Source organism: Carnobacterium sp. FSL W8-0810 (assembly GCF_038007125.1).
Taxonomy (GTDB): domain Bacteria; phylum Bacillota; class Bacilli; order Lactobacillales; family Carnobacteriaceae; genus Carnobacterium_B; species Carnobacterium_B inhibens.
Map to the genome: position 1 here is coordinate 1,509,399 of NZ_JBBOWO010000001.1, position 12,307 is coordinate 1,521,705.

Genomic DNA, 12,307 nt, shown 5'->3' on the forward strand with positions numbered 1-12,307 from the left:
TATCTGTTTTTGCTTTGTATCAAAATTATTTTTTATATCCATTAGTATGATTTACATGCCACTTCCAGGCTGAATCAATGATATCTTTTATGTCGGTATATTGTGGATCCCAACCTAATATTTCTTTTGCTTTATCGCTACTAGCAATGAGCGTGCTCGGATCTCCAGCACGACGGGGCTTAACTAAAGATAATATATCTTTACCTGTTACTTCTCTAGCTGTTTCTATTATTTCCGTAACGGAAAATCCAGTACTACTGCCCAAATTGAAAGTATTACTTTCTTTTCCAGTTTTTAAATATTCTAAAGCTAAAATATGAGCTTCAATTAAGTCAACCACATGGATATAGTCAGGAATACACGTTCCATCAGGAGTAGTATAATCATCTCCAAAAATAGAAATTTTTTCTCTTTTTCCTAAAACAGTTTGTAATATGAGTGGAATTAGATGTGTTTCGGGAGTATGATTCTCACCAATTGAACCATTTAATTTTGCTCCTGCTACATTAAAATAACGTAAAGCTACATATTTCATACTATATCGATTATTATGTCGAGGTGAATATGCAAGGGTTGCAAGATATTATCAATGTAGTGGGTGGAATTCAAGTAACTAGCCCTTTAACGTTCTCTTTTGAAGGGTATAGTTTTACAGAAGGTAGTTCTACTTTAATAGACGGAGAAACTACACTTGCTTATGCTAGGATGCGTTATGATGATCCAGATGGAGATTCTGGTCGTCAAGAAAGACAACGGCAAGTCATTCAAGCGACTAGAGAAAAAGTAGCCTCTTTCTCTACCATTTCAAATTATCAAGATGTCTTAAGTCTTAAGTTCTTTAGAAAACAACATGCAGGCAAATCTTGAATTCAATGATATGATAAATTTTTTAATAATTATCGTTCAGCAGCAGGAAATATCTAGCAAGAGCAATTAGAAACATCAGGTACATTGATTGAAGGGATTTACTATGGCATTGTATCAGATGAAGAAATGAGCAGGGTCTTTGGGTTACTGAAAGAACAATTGGAATTAAATTAGCAAGGTAGACACTATGTTTTTTTATAGTGTCTTTTTTAAAAAAAATAATTCTTATAATTTAGAAGTAGTAGCGGACTAATTGTTTTTGTTTCAGTAATCTGCTATTATTATTTTGGTAGTTGAATTTTTTATTATTTTTAAAAATGTACTTAACATTACGGGTAGCTTACTTTAACGAAATAAATACGTATGCTGGAGTTAGAGAATTGGATACAAAATCAATCGTTGAAAGTATAGGAATGGATCCAAGAATCGGTACTCATTATAACAACCCTTCATTTTGTTATAGCGGTTACTGCTTACCTAAAGATACGAAACAATTGCTTGCCAACTACGAAGATGTACCAAATAATATTAATAGAGACATTGTTGATGAAAGCGTGATCCAAAATTAGTGGGCATCTATCGTCTAACAATAAAAGTAAACTCTGATAATTTTAGAGATTTTTCAATTCAAAAGTTACTGGCGATTTTTAGGAATTAAAAGAAGTATCAGATGTAATTGTTTCAAATCGTTTAGCCAAAGTATTAATGGATCTGCAATAAAAAATTTATACAAGAGATTTATTCCATAAAGATTAATAAATGGATGATACTATAGGAGGAAAAAGATATGTCAAAAGTAAGAAAAGCCGTTATTCCAGCAGCTGGATTAGGAACACGGTTTTTACCAGCTACGAAAGCTACTGCAAAAGAAATGTTACCAATAGTGGACAAACCAACAATTCAATTTATTGTTGAAGAAGCAATTGATTCAGGAATTGAAGAAATTATCATCGTTACTGGAAGAAGTAAACGTTCGATTGAAGACCATTTTGATTCTAATTTTGAATTGGAGCAAAATCTTCAAGAAAAAGAAAAATTTAAATTGCTAAAATTAGTTGAAAGTACGACAAAAATCAAATTGCATTTTATACGTCAATCTTATCCCAATGGACTTGGTGATGCTGTTTTACATGGAAAGAGTTTTATTGGGAACGAACCCTTTATTGTGTTACTTGGCGATGATTTAATGGTTGACGAAGTCCCATTAACAAAACAATTAATAGATCACTATGATGAAACACAATCATCAGTTCTCGCTACAATGCGTGTGCCACATAAAGATACGTCTAAATATGGAATTGTTGACATTGACGGAGAAGTTTCTAAAGATTTGTACAAAGTGAATCATTTTGTTGAGAAACCTAATCCAGAAGAAGCACCTAGTGATTTAGCAATCATTGGTCGTTACTTATTAACACCAGAGATTTTTGAAATCCTAGAAAACCAAGAGCCAGGTGCTGGTAATGAAATTCAACTAACTGATGCAATTGAAACGTTAAATAAAACACAACAGGTTTTAGCTCATGAGTTTAAAGGAAAAAGGTATGATGTTGGAGACAAGTTCGGTTATATGATGACCAATATTGAATACGGTCTAGAGCATAACGAAGTTAAAGATGACTTGAAAAAATATATCATTCAGTTAAGCAAAGAATTGGATGGAAGAAATTAAATACAAAAATGTTTGTTTTGACCTCCAGACGGATTGAATTCTGGAGGTTTTTTATATAGAAATGAGGAAGCAATACTAGATTGCTACAATAAAAAAACACTTGTATACAAAAAATATCCGTACTTTGCAGACTATAGTTTGTTTTAAATACTTTAAGATAGGTTTTTGGAGAGTTGAATTAAGGATATCCCGTTTTCTTTATATTGAAAATACTGAACAATTATTACTATTTCTTAAGGAAAGATTAGACATTTCATAAGAAATGTTTTACAATTAGAAAGTAATAAGGATAAAAGTTGCCAAAAAATGAAATTAGTCATATAAATTGATGAGAATTATTTTTATTATTGAATACAAATTGATAATTAAATTTAAATACATATTTTTTGAATAATTTTTTATAATGTATGCGGTACATTATAAAAATGAAAACAACATAAAAGGATTAAGAATAACTAAAGCGGTTTTTATAACGCTTGATTTTTATAGGGGAGGATCTTATGGATAAAAATAAAAAGACTAAAAGAAAAAAACATCGCTCGAAAAATAATTTTCTTTTTCTGTTTCCAATCGGAATGTTAGTTTTAGGGGTAGTGTTAATTTCATTAGCATTTTTTGACACTTTAAAACATGCTTATTACATATCACAATTATTTATCACTCAAGAAGTGGTAGTGGATGCTGTTGATATCTCTGGTGACACTTCCCTAGATGAGACAGATGGAAATACTTTTCCAGAATTTGGTGATAAGTATGCAGAACTTAAAATCGAATCAGCTGGTATCGTATCCCCAATCTATGTTGGTGATAGTGAAGAGATATTGTTGCAAGGAACTGGACAGTATTATGGATCCGTTTTTCCTGGGGAACAAGGCAATACAGTTTTAGTTGGACATAGAAACTCTGTTTTTAAAACACTTGGACAAGCTAAAATTGGCGATGAGATTATAATGGAAACGACTTATGGAGATTATGTTTACGAAATTGTTGATACTAAAATAACTACAGGTACAGATCAATCTATACTTGCACAAACAGATGAAGCTATGTTGACAGTCTATACTTGTTATCCTTTTGATTATATTGGTCATAGTCCGGATAGGTATTCTGTAATTGCAAAATTAGTAGAAGGAACACCATTATCCGAAGTTGATTTTTAAAAAAGGAGCGACAATAAGTGAAAAAAATAAAAAAAGCATTGAGAATGTTGTTAAGTTTTATATTGATGTTCGGTGTTGTTCTCTGTATAGCTTCTATTTTTATCCGTTTTGTTTTGTTAAACGGAAATTATATTGGAGATAAGCTTGAAGAGAGAGACTATTATTCACAATTAACTGAGAATTTAAATACCAAATACGCAACGCTAAGTTTAGAATCTTCTATTCCTGAAGAAGTATTTACGACTGCTGTTTTAGAAGATTATGATATCCAAAAGTTGACCAGAGAAAATGTTAATTTAATGGTTGATTATATGACTTCTAAAACTGATGAATCTGCAGTTGTCATGGATAGAAACATCTTTTTAGAACCAGTAACTACATATGTTGAGTCTTATGCAGAAGAAAACAATATTCCTTTTGATGAAGAACTACAAAAAAGAACGACTGCAATAGTTGATTCTGCAACTGAAATAACCGAAAATAGAGTCACCTTATTCAATCTAAAGAATGTAATCGATATCCCTCAATTCCAATCAGTAAGAAAAATAGTGAATATCGCTTATAATAGTTTTATTCCTATATTAATTGTACTAACACTTATAATCATCAGCTTAACACTTCTTTACCGTCGTAGAAGATACAGATTGTTATTTTGGATAGGAAGCAGTATAAGTGCAGGTTCAATTTTTGTTATCGTTCCCAGTGCATTAGCTTTAATCATGAAATTACCACAACGTATCCAAATTTCAGCTCCTTATATCAATACAGCTATTCAGAATCTAGCAATTGGTTATAGTTATTACTTTTTAACAGCTGGTATAATAGCGTTAGTTATTGGACTGCTTTCACTCTTCCTTTACTTTTACTTTAGTTCAAAATCAGAAAGTGAAAGGAATTCAAGAACAGCTAAACACACCTCAAATAATTAATGGTAATGTATTCAAAAAATAATCACAAGTTGTTTTATTGAAAGGAGGTGAAATATATGAAAAAGATCCTATCGGTTTTAGCAATCGCGTTTTTCTTTTTTGGTGCTAGCACTTCTGTATCTGCAGCGTCTGAAAATGACATCATCACTGCTTTAAGTAATGCAGGAGTACCAGCAGTATACGTTACTCAAGCAGAAAACTACTTGAGAACTACTGATGTATCTGAAGCAGAAGCTGACCAAATCATCATGAATATCAATAATGCGGCAGCAATCGCAAACGGAGTTACTGATCCAAGTCAATTAACTCAAGCACAAAGAAATGCGATTATTGCAGAAGTAACATCTGCAGCATCAGTACTTGGTTTGACTGTAACTGCTGTAGATGGCGTTGCAACATTCTATAATGCTGACGGAAGCGTAGTTGCTCAATTCTCTTTGAGTGGTAACGAAGTGAAACAAACTGGTTCAAGCTACACTTATTTGGTAAGTGGACTAGTACTTTTAGTAGCAGCAGCTGGTTCAGTTGTTCTACTTAAAAGAAAGTCTCTTGCAGTAGCGTAATGAATAGAAGATGCTCATTCATTCAGATGGTTGTATAAACTTCTCTGAATAATGAGCGTTTTTTTCAATAAAAATAACGTTGTATTTTATCATTGTTGAAAGTTGCTGTTTGGAGTTGTAAGTTCCAATGATAATCAGATGATTAAAACAAAAAAAGGGTAGAAGTGATTTATAGTTAAAGTTGTTTTTTTTAGAAACTTATTTTATATTGGTATAGATCAAAATAAGTGTTTAAAAAAAGCAGAAAATAATTATTTCATTAGACTTTTGGTAAAGAAAATAACAATTAGATAGTAGAAGGGAATAATTCAAATGATTGATTTACATTGTCATATATTGCCAGGAATTGATGATGGAGCAAAAACAGTGGAAGATGCTTTAGATATGGCAAGAAGAGCAGTATCGCAAGGAATCACACATATTCTAGCTTCACCGCATTACAAAAACGGTCGATGGGATAATGAAAAAGAGGATATTTTGAATGATGTAAATAAATTACAAATAGAGTTAGATCAAAGAGATATTCCATTAAAACTATTTCCTGGACAAGAAGTTCGAATTGTTGGAGAATTGATAGAAGATATAACAGCTAATAAAATCCAATTTATAGATGAAGACAGCCAATATTTGTTGATTGAATTTCCAACAGCATCTATCCCGCATTTTACTGACCAGTTGTTTTTTGAATTGCAGACAAAAGGTATCACTCCAATTATTGTTCATCCGGAAAGAAATCATACTATCTTAAACGATCCCAATGAATTGTTGTATCTGGTAGAAAGAGGAGCGTTGGCTCAATTGACTGCTGGAAGTTATGTAGGCTCTTTCGGGAAAAAAATCCAAAAACTAAGCTATCAGCTAATACAAAGTAATTTAGTCCATTTCATTGCTTCAGATGCACATAACGTTCATTCACGTGATTTTTATATGAAGGAAGCGTATGAGAAGTTGGAAAAAGAATTTGGCAAACAAAAAGTGAATCAATTTGATCAAATAACCAAAGACTTGATTAATGGAGAACTAATTGTGACAAATCCACCTAAACAAGTGCAAAAAACTAAATTCTTAGGGTTATTTTAAAAGGAAGGAAATGTTTATGAGTAGAAGTAGAAGTAGAAAAAAAATCATCTTGGTTAGTTTTGATTTAGTAGCCCTATTGTTTTCAAGTCAGGTTGCTTACATATTTTTAGATCCCTATATTGCATTATCTGCCGAATCCCTTACTGTTATCATTGGCTCAGCCATAATAGGTTATCTTACCTTAGCTACTAAGTTTAAAATGTATTCAAAAATCAATCGCTATACAAGCATTAAAGAATCGGCAACTATTTTCGGCTGCGTAACGGCTGCGTTTATTTTTTCAGCAATTATTTCTCTACTGAGTACAATTACTGTCAGTATCCGATTCATCATTCTTACCTATGCTTTTTCGGTTGCATTGATTACAGGAAGCAGAATTATTTGGCGAATTTATCATGAACATTATTATCGAAAAATGCATGGCAAGTCTATTGAGACGCAAATTAGGACATTAGTCGTAGGCGCCGGTAATGGTGGAAGTGTGTTTATTCGTAGTTTGAAAAAGAATATAAGTGAAGTTAAAGTTATCGGCTTTATTGATGATGATCTAACAAAGCAAAAAATGTTTCTCTATGATGTTCCTGTTTTAGGAACAGTTAAAGATATTCCTGAATTAGTGAGGAAATATCAAATCGAGCAAATTACGATTGCGATTCCTTCATTAGAGCCAACAGAATATGAACGCATTCTAGATATATGCAATCATGCGGATGTCAGTGTCAACCAAATGCCTTCTATAGAAGATGTTTTACAAGGTAAGTTAACTGTTAATCAGTTTCGTGAGATTGATGTTGTTGATTTACTTGGCCGAGATGAAGTAAAATTAGATATGCAACAAATTGCAGGAAAATTAAGTGGAAAAACCGTCTTAGTCAGTGGTGCTGGAGGATCAATTGGTTCAGAAATCTGTCGTCAAATTGCTCGTTTTTCACCAGAGAAACTGATCTTGTTAGGGCATGGAGAAAATTCCATTTATTTAATTGATAAAGAACTAAAAAATACTTATGGTGAAAGCATAGAAGTTATTCCAGTAATTGCTGATATTCAAGATAGAAAACGAATTTTTCAAGTAATGGAGCAGTACAAACCGGATAGAGTTTACCACGCTGCGGCACACAAACATGTACCAATGATGGAATATAACCCAAAAGAAGCTGTTAAAAATAATATTTACGGCACAAAAAACATGGCTGAAGGAGCAAAAGAGGCAGGTGTCGGTAGTTTTATTATGATTTCAACCGATAAAGCGGTAAACCCCCCTAATGTCATGGGAGCAACGAAACGTGTGGCTGAGATGATTGTGACAGGTTTAAATGAAGTTGGGAAAACAAAATTTGCAGCTGTGCGTTTTGGTAACGTACTTGGAAGCCGTGGAAGTGTTGTCCCATTATTTAAAGAACAAATTAAGAAAGGCGGACCAGTAACTGTAACGGATTATCGAATGACTCGCTACTTTATGACGATTCCTGAAGCCAGTAGATTGGTTATTCAAGCTGGGTCGTTAGCAAAAGGTGGAGAAATCTTTATATTAGATATGGGAGAACCTGTTAAAATTTACGATTTAGCTAAGAAGGTAGTGAAATTAAGCGGTTATACAGAATCAGAAATTCCTATCATTGAAACAGGCATACGACCTGGAGAAAAATTATATGAAGAATTACTTGTCGATAGTGAAATAACTGATCAAAAAGTATACGACAAAATATTTGTAGGTAAAGTAAATCAAATTGAATTAGAATCTGTTATGCAATTTGTTCACACACTAGATAATTGCCAAGGAAGTCAGTTGAAAGGTAAACTGATTGAATTTGCGAATGAAAAAATGGGAATTGACCCAGAAGTTGATGTGCAAATTCTACATTCATCTAAGAAAGATGAAATAATTAGTGATGTTCCAAAAAATAGACAAATTCAAACGGACTTTAGGATTTGAAAAATGTATGAGTAAAAATAATGTAAGTCAACTATTTAATTGAGAAATAATGATAGGAGTATTATACTGAATAGGTATTTGTTTTTATCGTTTTTATAGGAGGAAGCCATGGAAGAAGAGTACGATATCTCAGAATTATTAAAAGTATTAAAGAAAAATATAGTGATGATTATTAGTCTAGGTTTAATAGGGTTAATTTTAGCCTCTGCATATACATTATTTATAGTGACGCCTCAATATAATGCTTCAACTCAATTGCTGGTCAATGAAAAAAACAGTGAAGGTTCTTCTATTGAAGCAACCGATATCACTAAAAACCTTCAAATGATCAGTACATATACAGAATTGATCAAAGGACCTGCGATATTGAATGGTGTACAAGAAGCTTTAGAAACAGATCTAACGACTGACCAATTAGCGGATAAGATTTCCATTACTTCACCAGAAGGAGCATTAGTATTTTTAGTTACTGTGACTGATTCGGATCCTTATAAGGCCGCCGAAATCACTAATGCAGTTGCAGAGACGTTCCAAAATGAAATTGGAACAATTATGAATTCAGTCGATAATGTTGCAATCACCTATAAAGCCGTTCCAAATGTTGATCCAATTTCACCAAATATTCCATTAAATATTATTATAGGATTATTGATTGGGATTATAATCGGTATTGTTATTACTTTTGTAAAAGAATTTATGGATAAAACAATCAAAGATGCAGCAACTGTTTATCAAATAACCAATTGGAATAATCTAGGAGAAATCCATGAAATTAAAGATGAAGACTTAGTTGTACAAGGAAGGTCACAAATTGTACAACGACAAAATAAGAAAAGTAGAGTATAAGTTTAGAGGAGGAAAAGTTTAGTGTTCAAACGAAAAAAAGAAAAATCAGAAAACCCACTTAATTCACCAGGACTTGTTTCTATGATCAACCCTAAATCAATTGTAGCGGAACAATTTCGGATGGTTAGAACAAATTTAGAATTTTCAATCGTGGATAAAGACCTGAAGTCTTTTCTGGTTACTTCTCTTGCCCCCAGTGCTGGAAAATCAACGATTTCGACTAACCTAGCTGCGACTTTTGCAACACAAGGGAAAAAAGTACTGCTAGTAGATACAGATATGAGAAAACCAACGATTCATAAAATTTTAAAAATGAGAAATAACGAAGGTTTATCAACTCTTATTACTTCAAAAGAAGCGACTATTTTTGAATATATAGAAAAAACAGAATTTGAAAACATGTATGTTCTTACAAGTGGTGCAACACCGCCTAATCCAGCAGAATTGATCTCTTCTAAACGCATGGAACAGTTGATTGAAGAAATGGAACAAGCATTTGATTTGGTCATTTTTGATACTCCTCCTGTTTTGGCTGTAGCTGACTCTCAAATTATGGCTGGTAAAGTCGATGGTACGTTATTCATTCTGCGTAAAGGTGTAGATACAAAAGTGCAAATTCAGAGTGCGAATGAACGTATGGAATCAGTCAATGCTAACGTTCTTGGAGCTATTTATAATCGTATAGAACCAAGTGATGATGATTGTTATTATTATGAGTATATATAATATTGATGTAATAATGACTAATTTTATTAGTCTTTATTTTGTTAAGAAGCTTATGATTAAGGGGAATATTTTCTACTATAAAATTTTATAATTATCATATAAGTGAAGGTGTGTTGTTAAATGTATAAAAAATACATTAAAAGGTTATTGGATATATTTTTTTCATTAAGTTTAATAATTATCCTTAGTCCAGTAATTATATGTACATACATTTTAGTAAGGATATCTTTAAAAGAATCAGCCGTTTTTAAGCAAGAGCGACCAGGATTAAATGAAAATAATTTCGTGATTTATAAATTTAAAACAATGAATAGTAGAAAAGATATTAATGGTGTGTTATTACCTGACGATATTAGGTTAACTACTTTCGGGAAAATTATTCGAAAGTTAAGTTTAGACGAATTGCCACAATTTTTTAATGTATTAAAAGGTGATATGAGTTTTATAGGACCACGTCCTTTATTGAAAGAATATTTAACCTTGTACGATGCCGAACAAAGGAAAAGGCATAATGTTCGACCAGGAATTACAGGTTGGGCTCAGGTTAATGGACGAAATGCAATCTCGTGGAAAGAAAAATTCATATTTGATAAGTATTATGTAGAGAATATTAGTTTAGTATTGGATATAAAAATTGTGTGGCTAACAATAAAGAAATTACTTAAAAGGTCAGATATATCAAGTGATACGTATGTTACGATGGAAAAATTTAAAGGTAATTAAAAATTTGGAGATGAGTTTATGAATAGAATATTGCTATATGGTTTAGGTGGGCATAGTAAGGTTATTCGAATGATGATAAATAACAATTCACATCAAACTCTTAGTATAATTACTGATGATGATAAAAAGCAAATAAGCACTCAACTGGACTTAAATGTTATACATTCAAGTCAAATTTCTTCTTTTCAAGAGGACTTTGATAGTATGATTATAGCCATCGGATCTAATGACATTAGAAAAGAGCTGGTAGAACAATATTCAAACTATAATTTTGCCAAGGTTATTGATACTACGGCAATTGTTGCAGAAGATGTCAGTATTGGATCAGGAACAGTAGTAATGCCCAAAAGTGTCATTAACCCTTCAGTTAAAATTGGGAATCATTGTATTATTAATACTGGTTCAATAGTGGAACATGACTGTATAATAGGGGACTATAGTCATATTTCTCCAGGAGCAGTATTAACAGGGGGAATTACAATAGGAAAATCAGTACACATTGGTGCAAATGCGACTATATTACCAGGTGTAAAAATTGGAGATAATTCTATAATTGGTGCAGGATCGGTAGTTACAAAAGACGTTTCTACAGATAGTATAATGATAGGAAATCCTATACATGAATTAAATAGATAAGTTGGGAGTGAGAGGTATTATGTCAGAAACAAATAAAAGAATATTATTATCATCACCGCATATGTCAGGAAATGAGCAAAAATATATTAAAGAAGCGTTTGATACGAATTGGATTGCACCTTTAGGGCCAAATGTAGATCAATTTGAAAAAGATATTGCTAATTATGCTGGAACAAAAGGTGCATCTGTTACTAGTTCTGGAACTGCGGCAATACATCTAGCTTTAGATATATTAGATGTTAGAAGGGGAGACACAGTGTTTTGTTCGTCATTTACCTTTATTGCTAGTGCAAATCCAGCTTTATATTTAGGAGCTCAATTAACATTTATTGATTCGGAACCGGAAACATGGAACATGTCACCGCAAGCACTTGAAAGAGCTTTATATGTTGCTAACAAAGAAAATAAACTACCTAAGGCAATAGTTGTTGTGAATTTGTATGGTCAACCATCAAAAATGGATGAATTATTAGACATTGCTAATGTATATGGAGTTCCAATAGTTGAAGATGCTGCTGAATCACTTGGAGCAGAATATAAGAATAAAAAAAGTGGTTCATTTGGAAAAATTGGTATTTATTCATTTAATGGGAATAAAATAATCACTACTTCTGGTGGTGGAGCATTAGTTTCAAATGATGAGGAAATTTTATATAAGTCTCGTTTTTTAGCTACGCAAGCCCGTGATCAAGCTCCGCACTATCAGCATTCAGTAGTTGGGTATAATTACCGGATGAGTAATATTGTGGCAGGAATAGGTAGAGCGCAATTAGAAGTTTTAGAGGATCGAGTTAATAGCAGGCGCGTTGTTTTTGATACCTATAAGAAAGAACTATCTAATATACCTGGTATTAATTTTATGCCAGAATTAGAGGGCACAAAATCAAATAGATGGTTGACTACATTAACAATTAATCCAGATATTATCAAGTTAACACCATATGAAATTATGGATAAAATGAATGAAGTGAACATAGAAACACGAGCGTTGTGGAAACCACTCCATGCTCAACCCCTATTTAAAGAAGCAACATTTTATAAGCATAACGAAAGCAAAGAAGCAATATCAGATAGTTTATTTGCGAAAGGATTGTGTTTGCCTTCGGGTTCAAACTTGAAAGAAAGCGAAGTAGAGCACGTTATAGAAGCGTTTAAAAAAATTGTAGGATGAG

Annotated in this window: 12 protein-coding genes and 2 pseudogenes; 13 read left to right on the top strand and 1 reads right to left on the bottom strand. The window is 32.4% G+C overall.

Going from position 1 to position 12,307, the window contains the following annotated elements:
* Window positions 1–25: 25 nt before the first annotated feature.
* Window positions 26–541, bottom strand: a pseudogene (locus NST49_RS07285) (NAD-dependent epimerase/dehydratase family protein); the annotation flags it as partial.
* A 23-nt stretch (window positions 542–564) separates the two neighbouring features.
* Here NST49_RS07285 and NST49_RS07290 point away from each other — a divergent pair.
* The 13 genes and pseudogenes from NST49_RS07290 to NST49_RS07350 all read left to right on the top strand — a co-directional run bounded on the left by NST49_RS07290 (window position 565) and on the right by NST49_RS07350 (window position 12,306).
* Window positions 565–867 (top strand): LCP family glycopolymer transferase, encoded by a 303-nt coding sequence (locus NST49_RS07290; RefSeq protein WP_341047761.1) that lies wholly within the window; start codon window positions 565–567, stop codon window positions 865–867.
* 305 nt (window positions 868–1,172) lie between these two features.
* Window positions 1,173–1,587 (top strand): annotated as a pseudogene (locus NST49_RS07295) (UDP-glucose 6-dehydrogenase); the annotation flags it as partial.
* 67 nt (window positions 1,588–1,654) lie between these two features.
* Window positions 1,655–2,539: a UTP--glucose-1-phosphate uridylyltransferase GalU gene (gene galU, locus NST49_RS07300; protein ID WP_341047764.1), complete on the top strand. Its 885-nt coding sequence runs from the start codon at window positions 1,655–1,657 to the stop codon at window positions 2,537–2,539.
* A 500-nt stretch (window positions 2,540–3,039) separates the two neighbouring features.
* A complete protein-coding gene (locus tag NST49_RS07305; RefSeq protein ID WP_341047765.1) occupies window positions 3,040–3,699 on the top strand; it encodes a class D sortase in 660 nt (219 codons plus the stop codon).
* A 17-nt stretch (window positions 3,700–3,716) separates the two neighbouring features.
* Complete coding sequence (locus NST49_RS07310) at window positions 3,717–4,628, top strand: hypothetical protein (protein ID WP_341047767.1); 912 nt, start codon at window positions 3,717–3,719, stop codon at window positions 4,626–4,628.
* 56 nt (window positions 4,629–4,684) lie between these two features.
* Window positions 4,685–5,191, top strand: coding sequence for a hypothetical protein (locus tag NST49_RS07315; protein ID WP_341047769.1), 507 nt, complete (start codon window positions 4,685–4,687; stop codon window positions 5,189–5,191).
* Between the two features lie 312 nt (window positions 5,192–5,503).
* Window positions 5,504–6,271 carry a tyrosine-protein phosphatase gene (locus tag NST49_RS07320; protein ID WP_341047771.1) on the top strand — a complete coding sequence of 256 codons (768 nt, stop codon included), beginning with the start codon at window positions 5,504–5,506 and terminating at the stop codon, window positions 6,269–6,271.
* A 16-nt stretch (window positions 6,272–6,287) separates the two neighbouring features.
* Complete coding sequence (locus NST49_RS07325) at window positions 6,288–8,204, top strand: polysaccharide biosynthesis protein (RefSeq protein ID WP_341047773.1); 1,917 nt, start codon at window positions 6,288–6,290, stop codon at window positions 8,202–8,204.
* Window positions 8,205–8,312: 108 nt separating this feature from the next.
* Entirely contained in the window at window positions 8,313–9,050 is a 738-nt protein-coding gene (locus tag NST49_RS07330; protein WP_341047774.1) for a YveK family protein, read from the top strand.
* 21 nt (window positions 9,051–9,071) lie between these two features.
* Complete coding sequence (locus NST49_RS07335) at window positions 9,072–9,776, top strand: CpsD/CapB family tyrosine-protein kinase (protein WP_341047776.1); 705 nt, start codon at window positions 9,072–9,074, stop codon at window positions 9,774–9,776.
* Window positions 9,777–9,896: 120 nt separating this feature from the next.
* Window positions 9,897–10,499: a sugar transferase gene (locus NST49_RS07340; protein ID WP_341047777.1), complete on the top strand. Its 603-nt coding sequence runs from the start codon at window positions 9,897–9,899 to the stop codon at window positions 10,497–10,499.
* A gap of 18 nt (window positions 10,500–10,517) precedes the next feature.
* Complete coding sequence (locus NST49_RS07345) at window positions 10,518–11,135, top strand: acetyltransferase (protein ID WP_341047779.1); 618 nt, start codon at window positions 10,518–10,520, stop codon at window positions 11,133–11,135.
* Between the two features lie 19 nt (window positions 11,136–11,154).
* Window positions 11,155–12,306, top strand: a complete 1,152-nt coding sequence (locus NST49_RS07350; protein ID WP_341047781.1) for a DegT/DnrJ/EryC1/StrS family aminotransferase — start codon at window positions 11,155–11,157, stop codon at window positions 12,304–12,306.
* The last annotated feature ends 1 nt before the right edge of the window (window position 12,307 follow it).

Coding starts and splice junctions, on each gene's coding strand:
- NST49_RS07290 (WP_341047761.1), top strand. CDS start 565: ATGCAAGGGTTGCAAGATATTATCAATGTAGTGGGTGGAATTCAAGTA.
- galU (WP_341047764.1), top strand. CDS start 1,655: ATGTCAAAAGTAAGAAAAGCCGTTATTCCAGCAGCTGGATTAGGAACA.
- NST49_RS07305 (WP_341047765.1), top strand. CDS start 3,040: ATGGATAAAAATAAAAAGACTAAAAGAAAAAAACATCGCTCGAAAAAT.
- NST49_RS07315 (WP_341047769.1), top strand. CDS start 4,685: ATGAAAAAGATCCTATCGGTTTTAGCAATCGCGTTTTTCTTTTTTGGT.
- NST49_RS07320 (WP_341047771.1), top strand. CDS start 5,504: ATGATTGATTTACATTGTCATATATTGCCAGGAATTGATGATGGAGCA.
- NST49_RS07325 (WP_341047773.1), top strand. CDS start 6,288: ATGAGTAGAAGTAGAAGTAGAAAAAAAATCATCTTGGTTAGTTTTGAT.
- NST49_RS07330 (WP_341047774.1), top strand. CDS start 8,313: ATGGAAGAAGAGTACGATATCTCAGAATTATTAAAAGTATTAAAGAAA.
- NST49_RS07340 (WP_341047777.1), top strand. CDS start 9,897: ATGTATAAAAAATACATTAAAAGGTTATTGGATATATTTTTTTCATTA.
- NST49_RS07345 (WP_341047779.1), top strand. CDS start 10,518: ATGAATAGAATATTGCTATATGGTTTAGGTGGGCATAGTAAGGTTATT.
- NST49_RS07350 (WP_341047781.1), top strand. CDS start 11,155: ATGTCAGAAACAAATAAAAGAATATTATTATCATCACCGCATATGTCA.